Source organism: Nocardioides sp. NPDC127503 (assembly GCF_040302165.1).
Taxonomy (GTDB): domain Bacteria; phylum Actinomycetota; class Actinomycetes; order Propionibacteriales; family Nocardioidaceae; genus Nocardioides.
The window spans coordinates 15,847-41,694 of record NZ_JBEORH010000005.1 but is presented as its reverse complement, the minus strand read 5'-3'; the positions used below and the strand labels follow the sequence as shown (position 1 = coordinate 41,694).

The following is a 25,848-nucleotide window of genomic DNA, read 5'->3' as shown; positions in this document are numbered from 1 at the left end:
TCGTGGCGGTCGCCGTACGTTGGGGCGGATCATGCCGGTCTCAAGACGTACTGGCCAGTGAGTTGCGGATGTCGTCCGGGCGATTTCGCTGGGGGAGGGGCTTGGAGCGGGCTAGGTTGGCGCCATGGCGAAGACACCGGCGGCACACGTGCAGGCAGGCGAGCGCGAGGTGCGGATCTCCAGCCCTGACCGGGTGATCTACGAGGCGACCGACCGCACCCCCGAGGTCACCAAGCTGATGGTCGCAGAGTTCTTCGCGACCGTCGGCGACCCGCTGATGCGGGCGCTTCGCGATCGCCCGACTGCTCTGGAGCGCTGGCCCGACGGCTGGCGCGAGGGCATGAAGCTGGCCACCGGGCCCACCGACAAGGAGGGTGACGGTTTCTACCAGAAGCGCACACCCAAGGGTGCCCCCGACTACCTCGAGGAGGTCGAGATCACCTTCCCGAGCGGGCGCAAGGCGCGAGAGATCTGCCCCACCGAGCCCGCTATCCCGGTCTGGTGCGCCCAGATGGGCGCGCTCACCTTCCACCCCTGGCCCGTCCGTAGCGCTGACGTCGACCACCCCGACGAGCTGCGCATCGACCTCGACCCCCAGCCGGGCACCGACTTCGCCGACGCCGTGCGGGTCGCCGGCGTCGCCCGGGAGACCCTCGAAGAGTTCGGCCTGCGCGGTTTCGTGAAGACCAGCGGCAACCGTGGCGTACACATCTACGTGCGCATCCGGCCGGAGTGGACCTTCGAGGATCTGCGTCACGCCGCGATCGGTTTCGGCCGTGAGCTGGAGCGTCGCGACGGGGGAGTGACCACCGCGTGGTGGAAGGAGGAGCGCGGGGAGCGCATCTTCGTCGACTTCAACCAGAACAACCGAGATCGGACCATCGCTTCGGCCTACTCGCTGCGTCCCAAGCCCGGCGCCCCGGTCTCCACGCCGCTCACCTGGGACGAGCTGGCCGACCTGAAGGACCCGCGCGAGCTCAACCTCTTCACCGTCCCCGACTTCCTCGCCGACGGCGACCGCTGGGCGGAGATCGACGACGAGGCGTACGACCTCACGCCGCTTCTCGAGCTGTGGGAGAAGCTGCCCGGAGGCGAGCTCAACTTCCCGCCCGACTACCCGAAGATGCCGGGGGAGCCGCCGCGCGTGCAGCCGAGCAAGAAGGTCGCGTCCCACTGGGACGAAGAGGGCAACCGGATCGGCGACAAATAGCAGAAGTGCCCGCTCAGCGCGGATCCCCCGATCGCACGAGCAGGCACTTCCTCGTCGCTGGATCCCCCCGGAACAGCGAACCCCAAGATACTAGGGGAATGTGGTCCACAACTGCCAGGTGGAGCCGGTAACAGAGCGGTAACCTTCGGTGTGTTGCGGTCACTTCTGTTGATTCGGCTGTCATGGGGACGAAACGCTTCACATGCCGCTGATTCCTTCGCCTTCGCCGGCCTGCTCGTCGAAGTTCTCGTGCTCGATCAGGTGCAGCACCGGGACGTGGAGGTGGCGACGGGCCTGGTGGGTCCAGTCGACGTGGAAGAACTCCGCGACCACGTGCGGGCGGGTCATGATGATCGCCTCGCGGCCGTCGACCGCCGCGACCTTGGCGCGCAGCGCCTTGACCGGGTCCTGCACCAGCTCGCCGTGGGCGGAGGCACCGGAGGTCTTCAGGACCTTCAGGGTCTGCTCGAGCGCCTTCTCGGCCTCTTCCTTGGCCTCCTCGCGCACCGCGTCGAGGTCGATCTCGTTCATCATCATCGCCGAGCCGAGATATTCGGCCGCGCTGAGCGTGCCCATCGCCGACTCGATCCGTGCGGCGGCATCTTCCAGAGGCAGCAGCACGTGGTAGACCGGGTCCTCGACTCCCTCGTGGAGGGAGTGGACCCGGGTCGCGTCGTCGAGGGTGATTGCCTGCTCGACAAGGAGAACGACGTCGTAGCTCATGGCCCCGACACTAGCCGGATTTAACTGTGCTGTTTAGCAGGGACCTCCGAGCACTTCCGACAGATCGTACGCCACGGGTTCCTCGAGCTGCTCGTAGCCGCACGACTCCGGGTCGCGGTCGGGGCGCCAGCGCTTGAACTGGGCGGTGTGCCGGAACCGGCGTCCCTCCATGTGGTCGTAGCCCACCTCGAGCACCCGCTCCGGCCGCAGCGGGGTGAAGGAGAGGTCCTTCCCCTGCGACCAGCGGCTCTGCGTGCCGGGGACGCGGTCGGGGTTGGCGGTCAGCCACTCGCTCCAGCGCCCCCACGGGTGGTCCTCGATCGGGACGACCAGCTCCTGCAACTCCTGCCACAGCTCGGCGCGTCGCGCGGCGGTGAAGGACGCCGAGACCCCGATGTGCTGCAGCTCCGGCTGACCGTCCTCGCCGGGGGCGTACAGACCCAGCAGCAGGCTCCCGAGCAGCGGGTTCTCCGGCGTCGAGGTCTTGTGCTCGCGGTAGCCGGCCACGACCACGTCAGCCGTACGCGAGTGCTTGATCTTCAGCATCGTCCGCTTGTCGGGGACGTAGGGGGCGTCCAGCGGCTTGGCCATCACCCCGTCCAGACCGGCGCCCTCGAACCGGGTGAACCAGTCCTGGGCGACCTCGGGGTCGGTCGTCGTCGTGCAGAGATGGACGTTGTCCGAGCTCACCTCGGCGAAGACTGCCTCTAGTGCTGCCCGCCGCTCCGTCAGCGGTTCGTCGAGGAACGACTTTTCGCCCAGCGCGAGCAGATCGAAGGCCGCGTACGCAGCAGGCGTCTCCTCCGCCAGCAGGGTGATCCGCGACGCGGCCGGGTGGATCCGCTGCTGCAGCACCTCGAACTCCAGCCGGTCCCCGATCGCCACGAAGATCTCCCCGTCGAGCACGATCTTCTCCGGCAGCGCCTTCCGCAGCGCCTCGGCCACTTCAGGGAAGTAGCGCGTCAGCGGCTTGGTGTTCCGCGACGCCAGCTCCACCTCGTCCCCATCCTTGAACACGATGCACCGAAACCCGTCCCACTTCGGCTCGAACGCATAGCCGCCGTCGGCCGGAACTCCCTTCGCAGGCTTCGCGAGCATCGGCAGGATCGGCGGCATCACGGGAAGGTCCACGTCGCCACGATAGGTCAGTTGATGTGTGGTCGCCGCCTCATTCGGTCGGCTCAGGCGTGGGCGCCCTGGACTTCCTTGGCCGCGGCCTTGATGTCGTCTGCCTCGACCTGCTCGAGGGTGGACTCCACGATGGTCTCCGCCCGCTCGAGCGCCTTGCGGATCTTGATCTCGCCGGGGTCGGAAACCAGGGCGAGCAGGCCGGAGTGCCCCGGCGTGATCGCATTCTCGAGCTTCTGCTCGAGCTCGTGGTTGTGGTGGCGCTGCCGCAGCTTTCCGACGATGGCGCCGGCCCCGCCGGCCACTGCGGCACTGCCGAGGATCGACGGCGGGAAGATCACGCCGAGCGCAATGCCGCCGACGACGCCCCACTTGAGGCCTGACTTCGTGCTGTGGTCGGTTGCCTTCTGGATCTCCAGCCGGCCCTCGGTCGTACGCCTGACCACGATGACGCCCTCGATCTCGACGCTGCGGCCGTCCTCGACCGACTTGAGGGTCTCGTACGCCTCCCACGCCATGTCCGTGTCACTGAAGTCCGCGATGATGAGGGTGTAGGCGCCGTCGGACACGGACGCCGCGTTCACCTCGAGGTCAGGGTTGTTGGTCTCGTCTGCCATGACATCCGCTCCTTGGTGGTTGAGATTCCACTCTCGAACGGTCATGACTTGGCGGCATCACCCGCTGCGGGTGGGATGGTGCGCTGCGCTGATCATTGGCCTGCGCCAGAACCCCACGCCCAGGTGAGAAGCAGGGCTCCCAGGATCGACCCGATCAACCCTGTCGCCTCGCTCAACTACCCGGTCAATCGATGGCGAGCACCAGTTTGCCGGTGTTGATGCCTTTGAAGAGCCCGAGCAGGGCATCGGGGAAGGCCTGCACGCCGCCGTCGAGGATGGTCTCGCGCGCCACCAGGGTGCCGTCTGTGATCATCTGGCCGATCTCAGCGACCGCCTCGGGGTAGCGGTCCTCGTAGTCGAAGACCACGAAGCCGGTCATCGACGCACGGAAGACCAGCAGCGACATGTAGCGGCGCGGGCCGTCGGGCAGCTTCTCGGCGTTGTAGCTCGCTACGGCGCCGCAGATGACCACGCGCGCACGCGGGGCCAGGTTGGCCAGCCCCGCGTCGAGGATCTCGCCGCCGACGTTGTCGAAGAAGACGTCGACACCATCGGGCGCGACCTCGCGGAGGCGCTTGAGCGGGTTCTCGGCCTTGTAGTCGATCGCCTCGTCGAAGCCGATCTCGCGCAGCCACGCGCACTTGTCCGGTCCACCGGCGATGCCGATCACCCGGGCGCCGCGCGCCTTGGCGACCTGGCCCACGACGCTGCCGACCGCACCGGCCGCGCCGGAGACGAGCACGGTGTTGTCGTCGGCGAGCTTTCCGACGTCGAGCAAGCCGAAGTACGCCGTCATACCGGGCATGCCGAGCGCACCGAGCCATGTCGGGGCAGGGGCGAGATCGGTGTCGATGCGGGCGAGACTCGTGTCATCGGCCGGGGTGCACAGCGCGTGCTCACTGACGCCGAACAAGCCCGTCACCGCGGTGCCGACGGGGTAGGCCGGGTGCTCGGAGGCGAGGACGGTGCCTGTGCCTTGGGCACGCATGACCTCGCCGATGCCGACGGGCGGGATGTAGGAGCGGGCGTCGTTGAGCCAGCCCCGCATCGCCGGGTCGAGGGAGAGGTGGTCGACCTTGACGAGCACCTGGCCGGTGGTGGGGTCGGGAAGCTCTGCGGTGGTCACCGCCCAGGTGCCGGCGTCGGGATAGCCCTGCGGCCGCCGGGCGAGGCGTACCTGGGTGGTCGCGGTGGTCACGCGCCCGCCTCTGCCGGGTGCTCGGTGAAGCGACCGATGGACTCGGCGACGCAGATCGGTCCGAGCTCGGTGCCGACGAGATCGGTCAGCTCCTTGATCGTGGTCGGTCGAAGGATCGGGGACTCGGTCATGGATGACCTCCTGGGAGCGGCGAGTACGCGGTCTACGAGCAGATGTGACGAAATGTGACGTCTGACACGTTAGGCCAATATTGAAGTTGATGTCATGTTTGACCAACGATGCGGCGTAGGTCACACTCGGCCCGTGCCGGGCTGCCGTCTCGGTACGCGTCTTCCCAGGTGAAGGAGCCTCATGGACCTCGACAACCTCTTCTCTCTCACGGGTCGCACCGCGATCGTCACGGGCGGCTCGCGCGGCATCGGCCGGATGATCGCGGAAGGCTTCGTACGCTCCGGCGTCCGCACCTACATCACCGCCCGCAAGGCCGAGGCCTGCGACCGCACGGCCAAGGAGCTCTCCGAACTCGGGCACTGCGTCTCGATCCCGGCCGACGTGTCGTCGACCGCGGGCATCGCCGACTTCGTCGCCGCCTTCCGTGAGCACGAGTCCCGCCTCGACATCCTGGTCAACAACGCAGGCGCGGCGTGGGGGCAGCCCTTCGAGGAGTTCACCGAGTCCGGCTGGGACAAGGTGATGGACCTCAACGTGAAGACGCCGTTCTTCCTCACGCAGGCGCTCAAGAGCGAGCTGGTGGCGGCTTCGGCCGACCATCTGGCCAAGGTCATCAACATCGCCTCGATCGACGGCATCTCGCTCAACCCGGCCGAGACGTACTCCTACCACGCCTCGAAGGCCGGCCTGATCCAGCTGACCCGCCGGATGGGCGTGCGGCTGATCGAGGACGGCATCGTCGTCTCGGCGATCGCGCCGGGCGCGTTCGCCTCCAACATGAACAAGGAGGCCCGCGACCACGCCGACGAGATCGTCGACCACATCCCGGCGAAGCGGATCGGGGCGGCGGAGGACATGGCCGGCGCCGCGATCTTCCTTGCCTCGCGGGCGGGCGACTACGTCGTCGGCTCCACGATCACGGTGGATGGTGGGGTGACCCACGCCCGATGAGCGGGCTCCCCACGACCGTCCACGATGTTGAGGTCGGATTCAGTTAAGGTGATCTGCGGGTGTCAGTCGCGGGCGTGGAGGTCGTCCGGGCCAGAGCGGAGGAGCCGACATGTCGATCATCGAAGGTGAGGTCGACAAGACCGAGGACGAGGTGGGCCGCCAGCCGGTCACCCGCAGGGGCGCCCGTACGCGGCAGGCGCTGGTCGCGGCGGCCCGGGTGGTGTTCGAGCGCGACGGCTATCTCAACGCGCGGCTGACCGACATCACCGTCGAGGCGAAGTGCTCCACCGGCACCTTCTACACCTACTTCACGGGCAAGGAGGAGATCTTCGCCGCGGTCATGGAGGCCGCGAAGAACGAGATGCTCCACCCGGGCACTCCGCACGTGAGCGATGACGAGGAGCCGGGCGTCATCATCGAGGCCAGCAACCGTGCCTATCTGGAGTCCTACCGGCGCAACGCGAAGCTGATGCAGCTGCTCGAGCAGGTGGCCAACATCGACCCCGACTTTCGTGCGATGCGCCAGGCGCGCGGCCGTACGTTCGTCGAGCGCAACGCCAAGGGCATCGAGGACCTGCAGCGCCGAGGGCTCGCCGACCCCGCCCTCGATCCGATGATGACCTCGCGAGCCCTCTCCGGCATGATCAGCAGGCTGGCGTTCAACGCCTTCGTGCTCCATGAAGGCGAGGACTTCGACGAGTTGCTCCGTACGGCCACGCGGGTCTGGTGCAATGCGCTCCGCATCGACTACCCGGTCGATCGCACGAGCTGACCCGCGCGAGGGAGCGCTGTCGCGGTCACACCGCGACGGCGTCCCGCATACGACGCAGCTCGACCCTGGCGATGGTGCGCTTGTGCACCTCGTCGGGACCGTCGGCCAGCCGCAGGGTGCGCTGATGGGCGTAGAAGCTGGCCAGCGGGAAGTCGTCGGTGACCCCGCCGCCGCCGTGCACCTGGATGGCGCGGTCGATGATCTCGAGGGCCATGGTGGGAGCAAGGACCTTGATCGCGGCGATCTCGGTGCGGGCCTTCTCGTTGCCGACGGTGTCCATCAGCCATGCTGTCTTGAGGACGAGCAGGCGGGTGGCCTCGATCTGGATCCGGGCCTCCGCGATCCAGTCCTGGATGTTGGCGCGGTTGGCCACTGGCTCGCCGAAGGTCTCGCGGGTCTGGGCTCGCTTGATCATCAGGTCTAGCGCACGCTCGGCCATGCCGATGGAGCGCATGCAGTGGTGGATCCGGCCGGGGCCGAGGCGGGACTGGCTGATCATGAAGCCGTCGCCCTCGCCGGCGAGCAGCGCGCTGACCGGCACCCGGACGTCCTCGAAGAGGATCTCGGCGTGGCCCTCGCGGTCGAGGTAGCCGAAGACCGGCAGCCCGCGGACGATGGTGACACCCGGGGTGTCGATCGGCACGACCATCATCGACTGCTGTCGGTGGGTGGGCGCATCGAAGTCGGTCTTGCCCATCACGATGAGCACCTTGCAGTTCGCGTGCAGGGCGTTCGAGGCGAACCACTTGCGGCCGTTGAGGACGTACTCGTCGCCGTCGCGGTCCATGCGCAGCTGGACGTTGGTGGCGTCCGAGCTGGCGACGGCCGGCTCTGTCATGCAGAACGCCGAGTTGATCTTGCCGGCGAGCAGCGGCCTGAGCCACTTCTCCTTGTGCTCGGCGGTGCCGAAGAGCTCCAGCACCTCCATGTTGCCGGTGTCGGGGGCATTGCAGTTGGTCGCCTCGGGGGCGAGCAGCGGGCTGCGACCCATGATCTCGGCCAGCGGGGCGTAGTCGAGGTTGCTGAGCCCGGGGGAGCCCCACTCCTCGTTCTTGTGCGGGTGGAAGAGGTTCCACAGGCCCCGCTTGCGCGCCTCGGTCTTGAGCTCCTCGAGGATCGGCGGATGGAAGTTCGGGTTGCCCGACTCGATCATCTGGACGGTGTAGACGGGCTCGGCCGGATAGACGTGCTCGTCCATGAAGGCGAGCAGCTTCTCGCGGTACTCCTCGCAACGCTCGGACAGCTTGAATTCCATGTCTGTTTCCTTGTCTGTATCGATGGGCGCTCGGTCAGTCGAGCGCGGAGGGGGAGCGGAGCGGGCCGAGGTCTTCGGTGGCGTGCCACCCGACCGGGAAGGTGGGCGTCTTCTTGTCCACGAACGCCCTGACGGCGTCGACGTGGTCGCTGGTGAGGCCCGTGGCCTTGTGCAGAGGCACCTCTGCGTGCATGGAAGCCGCGAGGTCCTCGGCGGGTGCGCGCAGCAGGTTCTGCTTCATGGCGCCCAGCGCGTGCGAAGGCCCCGCCGCCAGCCTGGTCGCCAGCTCGCGGGTCTTCGGCTCCAGCTCGTCCTCGGTGACGATCCAGTTGACCAGGCCGAGCTCGGCGCACTGCTCGCCACGCACGCGCGGGTTGAGGAAGAGCAGCTCTCGAGCCAGGGCCGGGCCGACCAGCTGGTGCAGCAGCCAGGTGACGCCGAAGTCACCGGCGAGGCCGACGCCGCCGAAGGCCGTGGCGAACACGGTGCGCGTGCTGCCGATGCGCAGGTCGGCGGCGAGCGCCAGGCCGATCCCGGCACCGGCGACCGCGCCCGGGATCGAGGCGAGCACCGGCTTGGCGCAGCGGTAGAGGCGGCCGACCGTCTCCTCCTGGACCCGACGCTGGGCGTCGACCGAGGCCTCGTCGACCACGGCGGCGCCCCCGCCCTCTCCGCCGGACTCGTGGAAGCCCTGGACGTCACCGCCGGCGCAGAAGGCACCACCCGCACCGGTCAGCACGATGGCGCCGACCGCGGGGTCGCTCTCCATCTGCGCAGTCGTGGCTGCGAGCCCCTGGAGCATCTCGTGAGAGAAGGCGTTGCGCCGATCCGGCCGGTTGAGCGTGATCGTGCCGACGCCGTCGCTGATGTCGGTCAGGACGGGGCTCGTCTCTGCTGCTTCTCTCACGTGGACTCCAAAGTTGAGTTCAGATTCAGGTTCAAGTTAGTGACCGGCCCCTGCCGGGTCAAGACAGATCGAGGAGTTGCATGCTCGTCGGTCGGTTAGTCTGTCGGGACATCGTCCCGAGGGAGTGAGTCCGTTGACAGTGCAGGCGCAGCGACGTACTGGTCGTCCGCCGTCGATGGTGGACGGCAAGACCGTGCCGCAGCGGATCCTTGCCGCGGCCCTCGAGTTGTTCGCGGAGAAGGGGTTCGAGAGCACCTCCGTCCAGGACGTGGTGGTCGCGGCGGGCGTCACCAAGGGCGCGATGTACCACTACTTCAGCTCCAAGGAAGACCTGCTCTACGAGATCTACGGCAGGGTGCTCCGGATGCAGAAGGAGCGGCTCGACAACGCCGTCGCCCAGGAGGGGCCGGTCGAGGACCGGTTGCGCGCCGCCTGTGCCGACGTCGTCGTCACCACGGCCAACAACCTGGAGAGCACCACCATCTTCTTCCGCTCGCTCCACCAGATGAGCGCAGAGAAGCAGCAGGAGGTGCGCCGCGAGCGCCGCCGCTACCACGAAACCTTCCGTGGCCTGATCCTGGAGGGCCAGAAGGCCGGCGTCTTCCGCGACGACATGAGCGCGGACCTTTGTGTCGACTACTTCTTCGGCTCCGTGCACCACCTTCCGATGTGGTTGAAGCCGAGCGGCCCGATGTCGGTCGAAGAGGTGGGCAGGTCGTTCGCGGACCTGTTCCTCGGCAGCCTGACCAGCCGCTGAGCTCGCGGGCCCGGCAAGGTCCGGTCCCGCTCTGCGAGATCGCTGTCCGGGCGGGTTGACCCTGTGCCGTGATTGACCTCACACTCTCATACCAACTAGCCGGTATGAAAGAGAGGTCAGGATGTACGAGACTGCGAAGGGCGGAGCCGATAAGGGGCCGCTGCGCAAGCTGATGGCCGCGGGAATGGTCGGTAGCGCCATCGAGTGGTACGACTTCTTCATCTACGCGACGGCCGCCGCGCTCGTGTTCGGGCCGGTGTTCTTCCCGGACGCGTCGCCCCTGATGGGCACGCTGCTGTCCTTCAGCACGTTCTGGGCAGGGTTCGTCGCCCGCCCCATCGGCGGTCTCGTGTTCGGGCACTTCGGCGACAAGGTCGGCAGGAAGCCCGCCCTGGTGGTCTGCCTGGTGATGATGGGCGCGGCGACGTTCACGATCGGTCTGATGCCCTCGGCGGCCAGCATCGGCGTCGCGGCGCCGATCCTCCTGGTGGTGCTGCGGTTCGTCCAGGGAATCGCGGTCGGCGGTCAGTGGGGTGGTGTCGCGCTCCTGCTCACCGAGAGCGCGGGCACGGGCAAGCGGGGCTTCGCCGGCAGCTTCGGTCAGATCGGCGTACCTCTCGGTGTCATCCTCGGTAACGCCGCCTTCCTGATCGTCGGAGCGTCTCTGTCGGATGCGGCCTTCGTCTCGTGGGGCTGGCGGATCCCGTTCCTGGCCAGCGCGCTGCTGTTCCCTGTCGTCATGTTCATCCAGCTCAAGGTCGAGGACACTCCGGTGTTCCGCGAGCTCCAGGCCAAGGCAGAGGAGAGCGCCCAGGCGGTCGTCAAGGCGCCGCTGTCGCAGGCGCTGCGCACCCACAAGAAGGAGATCCTGTTCGGTGCCGGTCTGCTCTTCGCCACCAACGCGATGTTCTACATCACGATCGCGGGCCTGCTCGACTACGGCACCCGCGAGCTCGGTCTCGCGCACGCTTCGCTGCTTCAGGTCGTGCTGGCGATGTCCGCGCTCATGGTCGGGGTCACGATCGCGGGTGGCTGGCTCTCTGACCGGATCGGGCGCCGTCCGCTGATCCTGATCGGCAGCGCCCTGATCACTGTCTGGGCCTTCCCGTTCTTCTGGCTGGTGAACACGGCTTCGATGCCGCTGATCATGCTGGCGACGCTGGTGGGTGGCATGGGCTGCACCATGATCTACGGTCCGTTGGCGGCCTACCTCGCCGAACTGTTCGAGCCGAGCGTGCGCTACTCGGGAATGTCGCTGGCCTACCAGCTGGCCGCGATCGTCGTGAGCGGAGGTACGCCGTTCATCATGACCGCGCTCCTTGCAGCGACCGGCACGACTGCGGCGGTGTCCGGCTTCCTACTCGTGATGGGCCTGGCCACCGTGGTCTCGGTGCTGGTCCTGCCCGAGACCAACCCGCGGGAGGCCGCGAGGCGCGGCAAGAGCGCGGTCAACCACGCCGTGGCGCCCTAACGGCGCGCCACCAGCACCAACCCCACGAAGCTCACATCACGAGAAACGGACCGTCACGACTCTGTCCTGATCGTTCGTCTACCGGGCGCAGGCGCTGGTCGGCACCGCCTCGATGTGAGTTTGGTCATACCCCGAGAACCGTTGACGTGACGGCGATCACTGGGGCAGGCTATTCGCAATCCCACTAAGCAACTGCTTAGTTTGTATGAGGAGGCCCCATGCCGGAAGCTGTCATCGTCGCCACTGCCCGCTCGCCGATCGGTCGGGCGGTGAAGGGCTCGCTCAAGGACATGCGTCCTGACGACCTCGCCGTCCAGATGGTGCAGGCCGCTCTGGCCAAGGTGCCCGAGCTCGACCCGCGTGAGCTCGACGACCTGATGCTGGGCGTCGGTCAGCCCGCCGGGGAGTCCGGCAACAACCTCGGCCGAGCGGTCGCGGTGCTGGCGGGGATGGACCACCTGCCCGGCACGACCGTGAACCGCTACTGCTCCTCGAGCCTGCAGACGACGCGGATGGCGCTGCACGCGATCAAGGCGGGAGAGGGCGACGCCTTCCTCTCCGTCGGCGTCGAGACGGTGAGCCGCTACTTCAAGGGCAACGCCGACGGCCTGCCCGACACCCAGAACCTACTCTTCGCCGACGCCCAGGCGCGTACTGAGAAGCTGGCCGGCGGCGGGGAGACCTGGGCCGACCCTCGGGAGCGCGGCGCGCTCCCCGACCTCTACATCGCGATGGGCCAGACCGCCGAGAACGTCGCCCAGCGAGACGGCATCACCCGCGAGGACCAGGACGCGTTCGGCGTACGCAGCCAGAACCGCGCCGAGCAGGCCATCGCCGACGGCTTCTGGGCCAAGGACATCACCCCGGTCACCCTGCCGGACGGCACGGTGGTCAGTGCCGACGACGGTCCCCGCGCGGGCGTCACCCTGGAGGCCGTCTCGGCGCTCAAGCCGGTCTTCCGCCCCGACGGCACCGTCACCGCGGGCAACTGCTGCGCGCTCAACGACGGCGCCGCCGCGGTGGTGGTCATGTCCGACACCAAGGCGAAGCAGCTGGGCCTGACCCCACTCGCGCGGATCGTGAGCACCGGCGTCAGCGGCCTCTCGCCCGAGATCATGGGCCTCGGCCCGGTCGAGGCGTCCCGGCAGGCGCTGGCACGCGCGGGCCTGACGATCAACGACATCGACTTGGTCGAGATCAACGAGGCCTTCGCCGCCCAGGTCATCGGCTCGGCGCGCGAGCTGGGGATCGACGAGGACCGTCTCAACGTCAATGGCGGGGCGATCGCGGTCGGCCACCCGTTCGGCATGACCGGTGCACGCATCACCAGCACGCTGATCAACTCTCTCCAGCACCACGACAAGCAGTTCGGCCTCGAGACGATGTGCGTCGGTGGTGGCCAGGGCATGGCGATGGTGCTGGAGCGGCTCTCTTGACGGCCCGATGAGCCGCTCGATCGACCCTCGAGCGCGTCGGCCTGCCGCCCGGACAGGTCTTCTTCGTGAACGACGCTGAGCCCAATGTGCTGGGTGCCCGCGCGCTCGGCATGCAGGCCATCCAGCACACCGATCCCGAGTGCACCCGAGCCACGCTCGCCGGGCTCGTCCCCCTCTCCCCGACACCACCAGGAGTGAACACATGACCCGCACCGCCATCGTCACCGGAGCTGCCCGCGGCATCGGAGCCGGCGTCGCCAAGCGGCTTGCCGCCGACGGACTCTCCGTCGCCGTGCTCGACCTCGACGAGACCGCCTGCAAGCGCGTGGCCGACGAGATCGAGGCCGCCGGTGGACGTGCCATCGCCGTCGGTGCCGACGTCGCCGACGAGGAGCAGGTGGCCGCCGCCGTCGAGCGAGTCGTGAGCGAGCTCGGCGCCCCGACCGTACTGGTCAACAACGCCGGGATCATCCGCGACAACCTGCTCTTCAAGATGAGCGTCGACGACTGGGACTCGGTCATGAGCGTGCACCTGCGCGGCTCGTTCCTGCTCACCCGCGCCGTCGAGAGCCACATGCGGGAGGCCGGCTGGGGCCGGATCGTCAACCTGTCGAGCACCTCGGCGCTCGGCAACCGAGGCCAGGCCAACTACGCCGCCGCCAAGGCCGGAGTCCAGGGCTTCACCAAGACGCTCGCCCTCGAGCTCGGCCGCTACGGGGTGACCGCCAACGCGATCGCCCCCGGCTTCATCGAGACCGAGATGACCGCCGCCACCGCGGAGCGTGTCGGGGTCCCGTTCGAGGAGTTCAAGAAGGGCGCCGCCGCGCAGATCCCGGTCGCGCGCACCGGGAAGCCGGAGGACATCGCCCACGCGGTCTCGTTCTTCGCCAGCGAGGGCGCCGGGTTCGTCTCCGGCCAGGTGCTCTACGTCGCGGGAGGGCCGAAGTCATGAGGACCTTCAACGGGATCGAGGAGCTCCAGGGGGCGGTCGGTACGCACCTGGGCCACTCCGAGTGGCACACCGTCGACCAGAAGCAGATCGACCTGTTCGCCGACGCCACCGGCGACCATCAGTGGATCCATGTCGACGCCGAGAAGGCGGAGGCAGGGCCGTTCGGGACGACCGTCGCACACGGCTTCCTCACCCTCTCCCTACTGCCGATGCTCGCCGCCCAGGTCTACCGGCTCGAGGGCGTGAAGATGGGCGTCAACTACGGCGCGAACAAGCTCCGCTTCCCCTCCCCGGTGCCGGTCGAATCCCGCGTACGCGCCGGCGTGGAGCTGCTCGCCGTCACCCCGAGCTCGCTCGGCTACCAGGTCGCCACCCGGGTGACCATCGAGCGCGACGGCGGCGACAAGCCGGCCTGCGTGGTCGAGTCGCTGGCCGTCGTCGTGCCCTGAGCCCGTCCTCCCAACGAAGGAGCAGTAGAACAGATGTCGTTCAACCTCGCCACGATGCTGAGGGAGTCCGCTACCGCGCGGCCCGACAAGCCGCTGGTGCACGCCGGCGACACGGCGTTCACCTACGCCGAGGTCGACGCGCTCTCGGGGAGGCTCGCGGCGTCGCTGCGGACCCGCGGTCTCGAGCCGGGCGACAAGGTCGCCGTGCAGCTACCCAACCTGCCGCAGTTCCTGATCAGCTACTTCGGGATCCTGAAGGCGGGCATGACGATGGTGCCGCTCAACCCGCTGCTGGCCAGTCCTGAGGTGGCATACCACCTCGAGGACAGCGACGCCCGGATGCTGGTCACCTTCGAGTCCTCCGTCGGAGCAGGCCTGGCCGGGGCGCGGGCGGCCGGTGGCGTACCGACGTACGTCGTGAGCGTTGGTGAGGGCGCTGCGCCGGAGGGCGCGCGCTCCTTCGACGAGCTGCTGGCCGGCGAGGACGACGGCGACGTCTACGCGACGTCCGCCGACGACACCGCTGTGCTGCTCTACACCAGCGGCACCACGGGCAGGCCGAAGGGTGCCGAGCTCACCCACTTCCAGCTCTACATGAACTGCACCGTCTCGGGCGAGCTCTTCCAGGTCAGTGCCGACGACGTCTCGCTCGCGGTGCTGCCGTTCTTTCACGTCTTCGGGCTCTCCAGCGTTCTCAACAACGTCGTCCGGTTCGGTGCGAGCCTGGTGCTGCTGCCGCGGTTCGAGGCGAAGGTCGCTCTCGACGCGCTCGAGAGGCATCAGTGCACCATCTTCGCCGGCGTGCCGACGATGTACGTGGCGCTGCTCCAGGAGGAGCTCGGCAGTCGCGACCTCTCCGCGCTGCGAGCGTGCATCTCCGGCGGCGCCTCGATGCCTGGTGAGGTGATCCGGGAGTTCGAGGAGAAGGTGCGCGGCGTCGTGATCCTCGAGGGCTACGGACTCTCGGAGACGGCGAGCACGACGACGTTCAACATCAGCGCCGAGCAGCGAAAGGTGCACTCGGTTGGCAAGCAGATCTGGGGCGTAGAGGTGCGCGTCGTCGACCCCGAAGGCAACGCACTGCCACCGGGCGAGGACAACGTAGGCGAGATCGTGGTGCGCGGCCACAACGTCATGAAGGGCTACTACAAGCGGCCCGATGACACGGCGAAAGCGATCAGGGGCGGCTGGTTCCACACCGGCGACCTCGGCTACCAGGACGACGCGGGTTACTTCTTCGTCGTCGACCGGCTCAAGGACCTGGTCATCCGCGGCGGATACAACGTCTATCCGCGCGAGGTGGAGGAGGTGCTCTACGAACACGCGGACGTCGTCGAGGCCGCCGTTGTAGGCCGTCCCGATGACCGGCTGGGTGAGGAGGTCATTGCCTTCGTCGCCCTCAAGCCCGGCGCCACCGTCGGACCGGCGGAGCTCACGGCACACTGCAAGGAGCGGTTGGCCGCCTACAAGTATCCCCGCGACGTCCGGGTGCTGGAGGCGCTCCCGAAGGGCGCGACGGGCAAGATCCTCAAGCGTGAGCTGCGGAACTGAGCCGCGGGATCAGGATTCTTCGCTCACGGTAGCGACCGGTGAGCCGGGCGCTGCCGGTCAGGCGCTGCGGGTCTGGAGCCAGATGCGGTAGCGGCGCAGTTGCTGGCGTACGCGGGCCATGCTTGCGGCCGAGGCAACGGCCTTGACCCCGATCCGGACCGGCGCCAGATCGACGCGTGCCTCGGCATCGTGGCGCCAGGTGGACGAACTCGAGGCGATCTTCACTGGCCTTGACGCGACCTGCGCCAGAACCCCCACACCCAGGTGAGAAGCAGGGCTCCCAGGATCGACCCGATCAACCCGGTCGGGTGGAGATCGAGGCCGTTGCCGGTCGCGAGGCTGAGCCCCAGACCGCCGACGAAGGAGCCCAGGAGGCCCGTCACCGCCGCGGTGGCCCAGTCGATCTCCTTCATCGAACGACCGAGAAGGAGTTGTGCCACGCCGCCTGCCACGATGCCGAACAGGATGATCGCGATGATGAGCATGTCGGCAAATCTATAGCATCCAAATGCGTTCTTTTCGGTGTTCGGCGACTCGAAGCGATCTTGAAGCGCAGATGCAGAGAAAGACGTGGCCCAATCGCACTCAATTGCTGATTCCGAGCCGAATACGCGACGAGATCTGACAAACCGAATGGTCAATCTAGGGGACGACAGAGTGGTCGGCGAGACCTAGTTTGGATAGAACTCAGGACGCGCCCAGAAGAAGTCTCCGACGCCTGAGCGGTGATGAAAGCGAAGGTGGCGCCATGCGCCGGATTCTCATCGCGTTGATCATGTGCTTCGGGCTGCTCGTCAGCGGCGCGCCCTACGCCTCGGCGAGCCCTCCCGAGCAGGACCGGTGCCCGACGGACCGGCCGACGCTGTACGACGTGACCATCGGCAACACCAACGTGGCGGACTTCGGCAGCGACGGGCACGTCTGGGCTCTTGACGACTACCTCCAGCACGTCCAGGTGTGGAAGATCGGTCAGAAGCACTACTGCTTCCGCATCGAGTACGACGGGACCTGGACCAGCTTCGCGGGCGTCAGCCCGGGCGGCACCGGAACGATCAGCGAGGGCCTCACCGGCACGTTCCACGGAATCCGGTTCGCCCGGTTGACCGGAGAGTTCAACCCGCAGTATCCGCTCAGCGGCCACGTCGCAGACTTCGACTGGCAGTGTGGGGCAGACGGCACCTGCACCGGGCCGCGGCCATCGCCCGGCATGTACTTCTCGCCCATCGTCAGCTTCAACATCGTCTGGTCGGACTTCGTCGCGACCAGTCCATCCAACGGCACCTGGCACCAGACCCAGTACGGCGACTTCGGCGACATCACCGGCTGACGTCAGGCGCTGCGGGTCTGGAGCCAGGTGCGGTAGCGGCGCAGGGCGCGGCCCTGCAGAAAGGTCTCCTTGGCCAGGGCGAGCCTGGGGTCCAGGGCGGGGCGGGTGCGGCGGCCGGCGCCGAGGCGGCGCAGCTGCTGGCGTACGCGGGCCATGCTCGCCGCCGAGGCGACGGCCTTGTCCTCGATCCGGACTGGCGCCAGGTCGACGCGTGCCTCGGCGTCGTGGCGCCAGGTGTTCGGCAGGTCGGGGTCGACCGCCAGGGCGCTGCCCATGCCGACCAGGTCGACGCCGCCGGCGAGGACCTCCTCGGCGACGGGACGCCGGACGATGCCACCAGTGAGCATCAGGGGCAGCGGGCTGGTCCGGGCCAGGTCCTCGGCGAGGGTCAGGAAGTAGGCCTCGCGGGCCTCGGTGCGCTCGTCCTTGGCCTGGCCGGTCATGGCCGGGGCCTCGTAGCTGCCACCGGAGAGCTCGACGACGTCGACGCCCAGCGGCGCCAGCATCTCGATGACCGCCTTGGCGTCCTCGGCGTCGAATCCGCCACGCTGGAAGTCGGCGGAGTTGAGCTTGACTGCGACGGCGAAGCCGGGGGAGACCACGGCGCGTACGGCCCGGACGATGTCGAGCAGGAGCCGGGCCCGGTTGGCCAGATCGCCGCCCCACCGGTCGGTACGCTGGTTGGCCAGCGGCGAGAGGAACTGGGAGAGCAGGTAGCCGTGGGCGGCGTGGATCTCGACGCCGTCGAAGCCTGCCTTCTCGGCCCGGCGGGCGGTCTCGGCGAACCGCGCGACCGTCTCCTCGATCTGCGTCGCGGTCATCTCGACGGGCTGGGCGAACCGCTTGGTGTTCTTGCCGACGTCGACGCGTACGGCCGAGGGGCCCCAGGCGACGCCGGGCATGTCGGCGCGCACCTGGCGGCCGGGGTGGTTGATCTGCATCCACACCTGCGAGCCCCCGCTCTTCGCGGCGGTCGCCCACTCCTGGAACGGGGCCAGGGGCGACTCCGCGTCGAGGACGACACCACCGGGTCCGGTGAGCGCCTCCGCGTGGACCATGACGTTGCCGGTGATGATCAGACCTACCCCGCCCTGGCTCCAGCGGCGGTAGAGCCGGACGAGAGGGGCGTCCGGGAGTTGGCCGGCCGCGGCCATGTTCTCCTCCATGGCGGCCTTGGCCAGCCGGTTGGGGAGCACGGAGCCGTTGGGAAGGGTGAACTGCTCGAATACGGATGACATGAACTGCTCCTGAGTGCGGTATGTTTACGGTGCTCACATGAGCGTAGAAAGGAATGTAAGCAGTGTCAACTTCTGAGAAGAGTGGCTATCACCACGGCGACCTCCGGGCCTCGCTCCTGTCTGCCGCGATGCGGATGCTCGAGGATGGCGAGCCGTTCTCGCTCCGCGCGCTCGCGCGGGAGGCGGGTGTCTCGCCGACGGCGCCGTACCGCCACTTCAAGGACCGTGATGCCCTGGAGTCCGCGCTGGCTGCCCAAGGGCTGCGCGACCTGAAGGCCGACCTGACCGATGGGCGGGCCCTTCCGGAATCTGCTGCGGAGTTGGGCGAGTTCGCCGTCGCGTACGTCGAGTTCGCGCTGCGTCGGCCGGCGCTGTTCCGGGTGATGTTCGGTAACGCGTGCGACACGGGCAGCGAGGAGCGGGTCCAGGCTGCCGCGGAGATCCATGACCTGCTGGCGCTGGCCATGACGAGGGTCTTCCCCGATGTCGACGCGGATGCCCTCGCCTCGGCCGGCTGGGCGCTCGCGCATGGGATGGCCTACCTCTATATGGACGGCAAGCTCCAGGCGCAGTCGGTCAACGAGGTCGGCGACCGCGTGCGGGCCGCCTTCGCTGCGATCCTCGCTGCCCGCGCCGACTAGCGGGGCGTGGCGCTCGCCACGCCGGTCGGTGTTGACGCTGCTTACATTGCGCCGTAGGCTCTTGATGTAAGCATTGTTAACATTGAGGAGTCTTCGATGGCTGCAATCGAACACCAGCCCCGGCAGACGGTGACCGCCCAGCTGGGCGAGCGCACGGTCGAGGTGCCCCGTGGCGAGTTCTACGACCGCTACCAGATGAATCCCGACCTCGACGAGATCGCCCGCGACCCACGGGTGAGCGGGGTCGACTTCTTCCGTCCCCTCGCCAAGACCCGCGTCGACTCGCCGATCGGCCCGACGTACACGCCCAACTTCTACTACCGGATGTCCTCGGCGCGGCTGACCATGCTCGCCCGTTCCTCGGCGATCCGAGCCCGCCTTCCCGAGGAGCTCGAGCCGCTCGAGCTCGCTCCGGGGATCGGGCTCGCCTCGGTCATCTTCTTCCGCTACGACGTGTGCGACATCGACTTCTACACCGAGGCCGCGGTCGGCGTCGCGGTGCGGCCGGCGCGGCACGGACGGCTCGGTCTCGTCGACCTCGTCGCCGGCCTCAAGAACGACCACCTGCACTCGTACGTCTTCTCACTGCCGGTCAACACCGAGATCGCGCAGGTCCGTGGCCATGACGGCTACGGGTTCCCGAAATGGGTAACCGAGCTCGACGTGGAGATCAACGCCTCGACCAGCACTGCGCGTGTCGCCAACGACACCGGTGGGGTCGACGTCGCCTTCTCGGCGCCCACGCCGGCGCAGACCGGGTTCCGGTCGGGTGAGCGGGTCTCGTCGCTGACCTCCTACACGAAGGTCGGCGATCGCTGGCAGTCGACGCTCAACCAGACCAACGTCCTCGCCGCGGGCAGCTCGAGCCTGCCGCGCGGTGTCGAGCTGGAGCTCGGTGAGGGGCGGATGTCGGACGACATCAGATCCCTCGCGACCATGCGTACGCTCCGCCTCGACGTCGCCACCGAGGCCCAGGCCGCCCTCCACATGCCCGTGCCGACCTCGGTCCGGGCCACCGCCCAGCGTTCCGACCGTTCGGAGATCTGACATGTCCATCGACCACGCTGCCGCCGCGACCCGCACTCGCGGTCTTCCCGCCTCGATCACGCCCGCACTGCTGCATCGGCTCGCCGGCCAGGTCACCGCCGCTCCGGGGGCGGCCGCCGTCACCAACACCGCTCCGTACACGGGCGAGCAGCTCGCCGAGCTCCCGACCTCGACGCCGGAGGACGTGGAGACCGCCTTTGAGCGGGCGCGAACCGTGCAGGGCGGCTGGGCGGCGACGCCGATCGCCGACCGTAAGCGCATCCTGCTCCGGTTCCACGACCTCGTCCTCGAGCGCCAGGACGAGGCGCTCGACCTGATGCAGGCCGAGAACGGGAAGACCCGTCGCGACGCCTTCCTCGAGGTCACCGACATCGCGATCACGGCCCGCTACTACGCGCGCAGCGTCGAGCGTCTCCTTGCGCCGAAGCGGCGTCGCGGGGCGTTTCCGCTGCTCACCCACACCACCGAGCTGCACCACCCCAAGGGTGTGGTCGCGGTGATCTCGCCCTGGAACTACCCGCTCAGCATGGCGGCCGGCGACACGATTCCGGCGCTGCTGGCCGGCAACGCCGTCGTACAGAAGCCCGACACCCAGACCGCGCTGACCGCGCTGTGGGCGCTCGACCTGATGAAGGAGGCGGGCCTGCCCGAGGACGTGTGGCAGCTCGTCGTCGGGCGTGGCCGCGACATCGGCGACCCGCTGCTCGCCGGCGCCGACTATCTGATGTTCACCGGGTCCACCGCCAGCGGGCGTCAGCTGGCGCGGAGTGCGGGTGAGCGCCTGATCGGCGCCTCGCTCGAGCTCGGCGGGAAGAACCCGATGATCGTCCTGCCCGATGCTGACATCGACCGCACGGTGACGGGCGCGATCGCAGCCTCCTTCCCCTCCGCCGGACAGCTCTGCGTGTCGGTCGAGCGGATGTACGTCCCCGACGAGATCTACGACGAGTTCGTCTCCCGGTTCGTGGCCAGGACCAAGGAGCTCCGGATCGGTGCTGCCTACGACTACAGCATCGACGTCGGCAGCCTGACGACCACCTCGCAGCTCGACACCGTCTCCACGCACGTCGAGGACGCGGTCGCCAAGGGCGCGACCCTGCTCGCCGGCGGGACACCTCGACCCGACCTCGGTCCGCTGTTCTACGAGCCGACGATCCTCGCCGACGTCACCCCGGAGATGACCCTGTTCGAGCACGAGACCTTCGGCCCGGTCGTCTCGATCTACCGCTACACCGAGATCGACGACGCGGTCAGGATGGCCAACTCCACGGCGTACGGCCTCAATGCCAGCGTCTGGAGCCGCGACGGCGCCAAGGGCCGGGCCGTCGCGGCCCGCATCCACGCCGGCACGGTCAACGTCAACGAGGCGTTCGCCGCGGCCTGGGGCAGCATCGACGCTCCGATGGGCGGTATGGGCGATTCAGGTCTCGGACGCAGGCACGGCGCCGACGGGCTGCTCAAGTACACCGAGGCCCAGACCGTCGCCCATCAGCGGTTCCAGGGATTCTCCCCGCCCAGCGCGATCAACCACGATCAGTGGTCGCGGATGCTTACGCTCGCGCTGAAGACACTACGCAGGACCGGCGTTCGGTGAGTCGAGCGTGCCGTCAGCACACGGAGGAGACCAGGGTATGACCAAGCGCATCCTGAACGTCGTCACCAACGTCGGTCACTACGACGACCCGTCCCATCCGACCGGTCTGTGGCTCTCCGAGCTCACCCACGCCTGGCAGGTCTTCGAGGAGCACGGCTTCGAGCAGACCCTCGTCAGCCCTGCCGGGGGAGCGGTGCCCCTCGAGCCGCGGGCGCTGAAGTTCCCCAGCTACGACAAGACCGCCAAGGCCTGGCGTGCCTCTCCGGAGCGGATGGCCCTGCTCGAGAACACGCTCAGCCCCGACCAGGTCGACTCCGCCGACTACGACGCCATCTACTTCACCGGCGGCCACGCGGTCATGTACGACTTCCCCGACAGCGAAGGGCTCCAGCGCATCACCCGCGAGATCTACGAGCGCGGCGGCATCGTCTCCTCCGTCTGTCACGGCTACTGCGGTCTGCTCAACACCCGCCTCTCCGACGGGTCCTACCTCATCGCCGGGCGCAAGATGACCGGTTTCGCCTGGCAGGAGGAGGTCCTCGCGCGGGTCTCCGAGCTCGTGCCATACAACGCCGAGGACGAGGCCAAGAAGCGTGGTGCGCTCTACGAGAAGGCCAAGCTTCCGTTCGTCTCTTATGCGGTCGTCGACGGCAACCTTGTCACCGGGCAGAACCCTGGGTCGGCGAAGGAGACTGCCGAGAAGGTCGCTGAGCTTCTCTGACTGGCCACCCGCTGGTCGAGCCGCCGGAGCTGCCTTGCTCGCTGGTCGAGCCGCCGGAGCCGCTAGGCGGAGGCGCGTCGAGACCAACACGGTTCTTCTTGTTGGGGAGATCTCGCTTACGGGCTGAGTTTTCGTTTCGGGGTTCGCCGCCGACCCATGACCCTCTGTCCAGGCTCGACCGGCATGCAGTGTCAGTGCGCGCGGTGGGGGCGCTGCCGTCTACAGTTGTCCCGTGCGTTTCGGCGTACGTTCCCCGGTTGGTCTGCCGGCAGGGCCCGCCTGACTTTGAATCAGGACTAGCGACGTAGGTTCGACTCCTACCCGGGGAGCAGAGAGCCCGTCTTGACCTGCACTTTGGCAGATCAAGGCGGGCCTTGTCGTTCCGGATGGCACACGGGAATGGCACACAGCGGCTCAGAAACGGTCCCGGTCGCTCGCCGTGTCGACTCCAACCTGAGTGTCGAGATCCAAGAAAGCTTGGCGATCTGGCCGCGACGTACGGGATGGTGATGTCTGTGGAAGAGGAGGACTTGATCGACTGGCTCATGTCTAGCGTCATCGATCAGATCCTGAGCAGCGTATTCAGCTCGGCAGAGCGACAAGGCTTGAAGGTCTCGACGATGCTGGGTACTGAACTCGGTCCGACCAGTCAGTATGGAGGTCCCAGTCCAGAACTAGACGACTACGTCTGGCTGTCGCTGAAGGTCCGTTCCACTGGTGACACGGGAACGTGGCGGATATGCCAGGTCATCGAGATTGCCGACGTCGACGAGATCTCTAATCGAGCGTTCGAGTTTGGGTGGCGCCTGGAGCAGTGGATCTCTGAGTCGTCAAAGTGGTGGGGGCAGGAGCGACTTGTTCATCTCCCAGAACTGAATGGTCCCTAAGACTCGACGCGTGCGATGCTCGCCGGCGCGCCGGGAGAGTCGCTTGATCACGTCTCGTCAGTCTTCGCTGCATCTCGACTGAGAAGCTGAACGGCCCAGGTCATCTGAACTTGGGTCGCTCGTGACTCGCCGCTCTCTCTGGCTAGAACCGAAATGACCGAAGCCTAGATAACTAAGGCTTCTGATCGCCCTCGCCGTCGCCCTCGACCAGTGCTGTAGATGCGTTGCCAGCGAGTGGCCCAGCACGGACACCCTTCGATGGGCTTGAAGTTCGCCTCTTGGAGCGCGCGGGCCTGGCTGTGCCTCGGTGGGGTCAGCCGACGGGTTCTCAATCTGCCGAGCATTGAGGACGGTTCCTGTCCGCGATGGCTTCTACGGTCACATCAACCGATCGCCGCACGGTGCGCATCGGCATGTCGCTGAAAGGACAAAGCAGTGTCAGAACCCATCGATTTTCCCGAGCCGAGCATGATCGCCGTCAACGGGATCGAGCTCGAAGTCTTCGAGGCGGGGCAGGAGAACGCAGGCAATCCCATCGTCCTCTGCCACGGCTGGCCGGAGCTGGCCTTCTCATGGCGCCATCAGATGAGCGCGCTCGCCGCGGCCGGCTACCACGTCATCGCCCCCAACCAGCGTGGCTTCGGCAACTCGTCGCGCGCCGCCGAGGTCTCCGACTACGACATCTTGCATCTGTGCGGCGACCTCGTCGGTCTCCTGGACCACTTCGGATACGAGGATGCGACGTTCGTCGGCCACGACTGGGGCGCGAACGTGGTGTGGAGCGCTGCCGTGTTGCATCCCACCCGAGTCAACAAGGTGATCGCGCTCAGCGTGCCGTACATGGAGCGCGGTGAGGTGCCGCCCCTCACGTTCATCGAAGCGATCGTCGGCAGCGACTCGTACTTCGTCCACTTCAACCGCCAACCCGGGGTGGCCGACGCCGTGTTCGACGCGAACGCCCGCCAGTTCCTGCGCAACCTGTACCGCAGGAACGAGCCCGCGGCCGAGCCGGAGCCGGGCATGCCGCTCATCAACCTCGCGCATGCCGAGACGCCACGCGGCGAGCCCGTGATGAGCGACGGCGAGCTGGCGGTGTTCGTCGAGGCGTTCGGGGCATCGGGGTTCACTCCGAGCGTGAACTGGTACCGCAACGTGGACCGCAACTGGGAGCTGATGGAAAACGTCGACCCGATCGTCCGCCAGCAGGCGCTGATGATCTACGGAGCACGTGACACGGTCATGAGGGCGCCGAACCTCGAGGTGTTCGTACCGCGCGTCGAGGTCGTGGAGCTGGACTGCGGCCATTGGATCCAGCAGGAGCTGCCGGAGGAGACCAACCGCCTGATTCTCGAATGGCTCGGGCGAGGTGCATCTCGAGTGTGAGTGCGGGTCATGCAGCGTGGCGGCGGAGGAAGCTGCGGAGGATGTCGTTGAACGTCTGCGGATCCTCGAGGTTGCTGACGTGGCCGCAGTCGGGGATGACCTCGAGGCTGGCGCCTTCGATCTGGCGCTCGAACTCGTGGGCAACGGATAGAGGCGACCGTACGTCGAGGGCGCCCCAGATGAGCTGGGTGGGCACCTGGATCGCCCCGAGCACGTCGGTCAGGTCGGCGTGAGCCATCGCGGTCAGGGCGGTCAGCATGCTGTGGGGGCGTACGTCGGCTGCCATCGCCTCCAGCAGGGACATGAACTTCGCTGGCGGAGGGCCGGCGAATAGGCCCGGGAGGGTCGGGTCGAAGCTGTCTGACGGCTGGTTGAGCAGGCCCGCGAGGCGGGCGTCGGCCTCGTTGGGTCCGAGCGAGCCGCGCCAGCCGGCGTAGCCGTCGGCGAGCACCAAGCTTCGTGCCACCTCGGGGTGGCGCCGGTAGAGCTCGAGGATGACGGTCACGCCCCAGGAGAGCCCGACGAGCGTGCACGGAGAGACGTCCAGCGCGCGGATGAGTCCGGCCAGGTGGTCTGCATAGTCGCTCAGTGCGAAGCCCGCGGGCACGTCGTCGGAGCCGCCGGCGCCCGGTTCGTCCCACGCGATGACGGTGAACTCGTCCGAGAGCGCGTCGAGCTGTGGGGTCCAGGCGCGGCCGTCCTCGGCGCCGCCGTGGACGAACACGACCGCAGGACCGTTCCCGGCCCGCCGGAAGGCGAGGCGCAACCCGTCGATCTCGACGACATCCATGACCCGACGCTAGCGCGCTCCGGGTTCGGGCAGGGGATCCCCTGATGCGCTCGCCGCGCCGGGATTCGTAGCGTCGGGACCATGACGACTCTCGCGAGCCAGAGGGGACCGGTGGCGCCCGCGGCGCTGGCCGCAAGCCCTGCCGTCATCGCTGTCGCGGTGCTGATGGCGTTGGGCTGCCTGGCGTTCGCCGGGGTCAACGTGGTCTTCGAGGTCACCGATCGTTTCGCAGAGGGGCGCTACGCCGAGTACGCCACCGGCCTCTCGGTCATGAACTGGACCGTCACGGCCCTGAAGGTGCTGGGCGCCGCGGTCGCTCTGCTGTCGGTGGCCGCGCGTCCGGTCAGGTTCGTGACGCCCTGGGCCATGTCGGTGCTTCTCTGGGGTGCCTTCGCAACGCTCGCGCTCGACGCTGTCGGCAGCACGGCGGAGGCTGCCACGATCCTCGCAGGAGCGAGCGGCGACTCGGCTGACCTCGGGCTGCGCTCGGTGGCGTACCTCCTCGGATCGGTCGTCTCGGCCGCGGGATTCGGGGTGCTCGCCGTGTCCTACCTGCGGCGGTACGCCGTCTCGAAAGTCACCATCCTTCTGGGCGTGCTCGGTGGCCCGGTCCTGCTCGGACTACTGTTCCTCGGCCTCCCCGGACTGCTCGTCGTCCTCGGGGTCATGCCGCCCGGCTGACCCCGGCCCTCGTCATTGATGGCCACGCGC

At 67.9% G+C, this 25,848-nt stretch carries 29 protein-coding genes and 1 tRNA gene; 19 read left to right on the top strand and 11 right to left on the bottom strand.

Annotated features, from left to right (window positions below; genetic code table 11):
- The first annotated feature begins 124 nt into the window (after positions 1–124).
- On the top strand, positions 125–1,210 hold the full coding sequence (locus tag ABTW65_RS12750) for a DNA polymerase domain-containing protein (protein ID WP_350660526.1): 1,086 nt from the start codon (positions 125–127) through the stop codon (positions 1,208–1,210).
- A gap of 198 nt (positions 1,211–1,408) precedes the next feature.
- Here the strand turns inward: ABTW65_RS12750 and ABTW65_RS12745 are convergent, their stop codons facing one another.
- From ABTW65_RS12745 to ABTW65_RS12725, 5 genes are all read right to left on the bottom strand, one after another.
- Positions 1,409–1,933 (bottom strand): hypothetical protein, encoded by a 525-nt coding sequence (locus ABTW65_RS12745; RefSeq protein ID WP_350660524.1) that lies wholly within the window; start codon positions 1,931–1,933, stop codon positions 1,409–1,411.
- A 33-nt stretch (positions 1,934–1,966) separates the two neighbouring features.
- On the bottom strand, positions 1,967–3,064 hold the full coding sequence (locus ABTW65_RS12740) for an ATP-dependent DNA ligase (protein WP_350660522.1): 1,098 nt from the start codon (positions 3,062–3,064) through the stop codon (positions 1,967–1,969).
- 50 nt (positions 3,065–3,114) lie between these two features.
- A complete protein-coding gene (locus ABTW65_RS12735) occupies positions 3,115–3,678 on the bottom strand; it encodes a DUF1269 domain-containing protein (protein ID WP_350660520.1) in 564 nt (187 codons plus the stop codon).
- A 184-nt stretch (positions 3,679–3,862) separates the two neighbouring features.
- On the bottom strand, positions 3,863–4,876 hold the full coding sequence (locus ABTW65_RS12730; RefSeq protein ID WP_350660518.1) for an NADP-dependent oxidoreductase: 1,014 nt from the start codon (positions 4,874–4,876) through the stop codon (positions 3,863–3,865).
- Positions 4,873–5,007, bottom strand: a complete 135-nt coding sequence (locus ABTW65_RS12725) for a hypothetical protein (protein ID WP_350660516.1) — start codon at positions 5,005–5,007, stop codon at positions 4,873–4,875. The genes ABTW65_RS12730 and ABTW65_RS12725 overlap by 4 nt, the downstream gene beginning before the upstream one ends.
- Before the next feature lie 181 nt (positions 5,008–5,188).
- Between ABTW65_RS12725 and ABTW65_RS12720 the strand changes: the two genes are divergently transcribed.
- Together ABTW65_RS12720 and ABTW65_RS12715 are read left to right on the top strand one after the other, a co-directional pair.
- The gene (locus ABTW65_RS12720; protein ID WP_350660514.1) at positions 5,189–5,959 is read left to right on the top strand and encodes an SDR family oxidoreductase; all 771 of its coding nucleotides are present in this window, start codon (positions 5,189–5,191) and stop codon (positions 5,957–5,959) included.
- A gap of 109 nt (positions 5,960–6,068) precedes the next feature.
- Positions 6,069–6,731: a TetR/AcrR family transcriptional regulator gene (locus ABTW65_RS12715; protein WP_350660511.1), complete on the top strand. Its 663-nt coding sequence runs from the start codon at positions 6,069–6,071 to the stop codon at positions 6,729–6,731.
- 25 nt (positions 6,732–6,756) lie between these two features.
- Here ABTW65_RS12715 and ABTW65_RS12710 read toward each other — a convergent pair whose 3' ends face one another.
- Both ABTW65_RS12710 and ABTW65_RS12705 read right to left on the bottom strand, forming a co-directional pair.
- Positions 6,757–7,986, bottom strand: coding sequence for an acyl-CoA dehydrogenase family protein (locus ABTW65_RS12710; RefSeq protein ID WP_350660509.1), 1,230 nt, complete (start codon positions 7,984–7,986; stop codon positions 6,757–6,759).
- A gap of 34 nt (positions 7,987–8,020) precedes the next feature.
- Positions 8,021–8,893: an enoyl-CoA hydratase/isomerase family protein gene (locus tag ABTW65_RS12705; RefSeq protein WP_350660507.1), complete on the bottom strand. Its 873-nt coding sequence runs from the start codon at positions 8,891–8,893 to the stop codon at positions 8,021–8,023.
- Between the two features lie 139 nt (positions 8,894–9,032).
- Here ABTW65_RS12705 and ABTW65_RS12700 point away from each other — a divergent pair, with 139 nt between their 5' ends.
- The 7 genes from ABTW65_RS12700 (at position 9,033) to ABTW65_RS12670 (ending at position 15,509) form a co-directional block, all read left to right on the top strand.
- On the top strand, positions 9,033–9,650 hold the full coding sequence (locus ABTW65_RS12700) for a TetR/AcrR family transcriptional regulator (protein ID WP_350661243.1): 618 nt from the start codon (positions 9,033–9,035) through the stop codon (positions 9,648–9,650).
- 121 nt (positions 9,651–9,771) lie between these two features.
- A complete protein-coding gene (locus ABTW65_RS12695) occupies positions 9,772–11,121 on the top strand; it encodes an MFS transporter (RefSeq protein ID WP_350660505.1) in 1,350 nt (449 codons plus the stop codon).
- A 218-nt stretch (positions 11,122–11,339) separates the two neighbouring features.
- Positions 11,340–12,557, top strand: a complete 1,218-nt coding sequence (locus ABTW65_RS12690) for an acetyl-CoA C-acetyltransferase (RefSeq protein ID WP_350660504.1) — start codon at positions 11,340–11,342, stop codon at positions 12,555–12,557.
- A 65-nt stretch (positions 12,558–12,622) separates the two neighbouring features.
- Positions 12,623–12,763 (top strand): hypothetical protein, encoded by a 141-nt coding sequence (locus ABTW65_RS12685; protein WP_350660502.1) that lies wholly within the window; start codon positions 12,623–12,625, stop codon positions 12,761–12,763.
- Entirely contained in the window at positions 12,760–13,509 is a 750-nt protein-coding gene (fabG, locus tag ABTW65_RS12680) for a 3-oxoacyl-ACP reductase FabG (RefSeq protein ID WP_350660500.1), read from the top strand. The genes ABTW65_RS12685 and fabG overlap by 4 nt, the downstream gene beginning before the upstream one ends.
- Positions 13,506–13,958, top strand: a complete 453-nt coding sequence (locus ABTW65_RS12675) for a MaoC family dehydratase (RefSeq protein ID WP_350660498.1) — start codon at positions 13,506–13,508, stop codon at positions 13,956–13,958. Before fabG ends, ABTW65_RS12675 begins: the two co-directional genes overlap by 4 nt.
- A 33-nt stretch (positions 13,959–13,991) precedes the next feature.
- The gene (locus tag ABTW65_RS12670) at positions 13,992–15,509 is read left to right on the top strand and encodes a long-chain-fatty-acid--CoA ligase (RefSeq protein ID WP_350660497.1); all 1,518 of its coding nucleotides are present in this window, start codon (positions 13,992–13,994) and stop codon (positions 15,507–15,509) included.
- 57 nt (positions 15,510–15,566) lie between these two features.
- Here the strand turns inward: ABTW65_RS12670 and ABTW65_RS12665 are convergent, their stop codons facing one another.
- Both ABTW65_RS12665 and ABTW65_RS12660 read right to left on the bottom strand, forming a co-directional pair.
- Positions 15,567–15,734: a hypothetical protein gene (locus ABTW65_RS12665; RefSeq protein WP_350660495.1), complete on the bottom strand. Its 168-nt coding sequence runs from the start codon at positions 15,732–15,734 to the stop codon at positions 15,567–15,569.
- Positions 15,731–15,994: a GlsB/YeaQ/YmgE family stress response membrane protein gene (locus ABTW65_RS12660; RefSeq protein WP_350660493.1), complete on the bottom strand. Its 264-nt coding sequence runs from the start codon at positions 15,992–15,994 to the stop codon at positions 15,731–15,733. Before ABTW65_RS12660 ends, ABTW65_RS12665 begins: the two co-directional genes overlap by 4 nt.
- 263 nt (positions 15,995–16,257) lie before the next feature.
- On the opposite strand from ABTW65_RS12660, the gene ABTW65_RS12655 reads away from it, so the two are divergent.
- Positions 16,258–16,836, top strand: coding sequence for a hypothetical protein (locus ABTW65_RS12655; RefSeq protein WP_350660491.1), 579 nt, complete (start codon positions 16,258–16,260; stop codon positions 16,834–16,836).
- 2 nt (positions 16,837–16,838) lie between these two features.
- Here ABTW65_RS12655 and ABTW65_RS12650 read toward each other — a convergent pair whose 3' ends face one another.
- Positions 16,839–18,074: an NADH:flavin oxidoreductase/NADH oxidase family protein gene (locus ABTW65_RS12650; RefSeq protein ID WP_350660489.1), complete on the bottom strand. Its 1,236-nt coding sequence runs from the start codon at positions 18,072–18,074 to the stop codon at positions 16,839–16,841.
- Positions 18,075–18,136: 62 nt separating this feature from the next.
- Between ABTW65_RS12650 and ABTW65_RS12645 the strand changes: the two genes are divergently transcribed.
- From ABTW65_RS12645 to ABTW65_RS12615, 7 genes are all read left to right on the top strand, one after another.
- Positions 18,137–18,715 (top strand): TetR/AcrR family transcriptional regulator, encoded by a 579-nt coding sequence (locus ABTW65_RS12645; RefSeq protein WP_350660487.1) that lies wholly within the window; start codon positions 18,137–18,139, stop codon positions 18,713–18,715.
- Positions 18,716–18,811: 96 nt separating this feature from the next.
- Positions 18,812–19,762 (top strand): acetoacetate decarboxylase family protein, encoded by a 951-nt coding sequence (locus ABTW65_RS12640; RefSeq protein WP_350660486.1) that lies wholly within the window; start codon positions 18,812–18,814, stop codon positions 19,760–19,762.
- 1 nt (position 19,763) lies between these two features.
- The gene (locus ABTW65_RS12635) at positions 19,764–21,356 is read left to right on the top strand and encodes a succinic semialdehyde dehydrogenase (RefSeq protein WP_350660484.1); all 1,593 of its coding nucleotides are present in this window, start codon (positions 19,764–19,766) and stop codon (positions 21,354–21,356) included.
- A gap of 37 nt (positions 21,357–21,393) precedes the next feature.
- Complete coding sequence (locus tag ABTW65_RS12630; protein WP_350660482.1) at positions 21,394–22,077, top strand: type 1 glutamine amidotransferase domain-containing protein; 684 nt, start codon at positions 21,394–21,396, stop codon at positions 22,075–22,077.
- A 250-nt stretch (positions 22,078–22,327) separates the two neighbouring features.
- Positions 22,328–22,406: transfer RNA gene (locus tag ABTW65_RS12625), tRNA-Gln, on the top strand.
- A gap of 186 nt (positions 22,407–22,592) precedes the next feature.
- On the top strand, positions 22,593–22,964 hold the full coding sequence (locus ABTW65_RS12620) for a hypothetical protein (protein WP_350660480.1): 372 nt from the start codon (positions 22,593–22,595) through the stop codon (positions 22,962–22,964).
- Positions 22,965–23,399: 435 nt separating this feature from the next.
- Complete coding sequence (locus ABTW65_RS12615) at positions 23,400–24,347, top strand: alpha/beta fold hydrolase (protein WP_350660478.1); 948 nt, start codon at positions 23,400–23,402, stop codon at positions 24,345–24,347.
- A gap of 7 nt (positions 24,348–24,354) precedes the next feature.
- Here the strand turns inward: ABTW65_RS12615 and ABTW65_RS12610 are convergent, their stop codons facing one another.
- Positions 24,355–25,137, bottom strand: coding sequence for an alpha/beta fold hydrolase (locus tag ABTW65_RS12610; protein ID WP_350660476.1), 783 nt, complete (start codon positions 25,135–25,137; stop codon positions 24,355–24,357).
- A gap of 81 nt (positions 25,138–25,218) precedes the next feature.
- Between ABTW65_RS12610 and ABTW65_RS12605 the strand changes: the two genes are divergently transcribed.
- The gene (locus tag ABTW65_RS12605; RefSeq protein WP_350660474.1) at positions 25,219–25,818 is read left to right on the top strand and encodes a hypothetical protein; all 600 of its coding nucleotides are present in this window, start codon (positions 25,219–25,221) and stop codon (positions 25,816–25,818) included.
- Positions 25,819–25,848 lie beyond the last annotated feature (30 nt).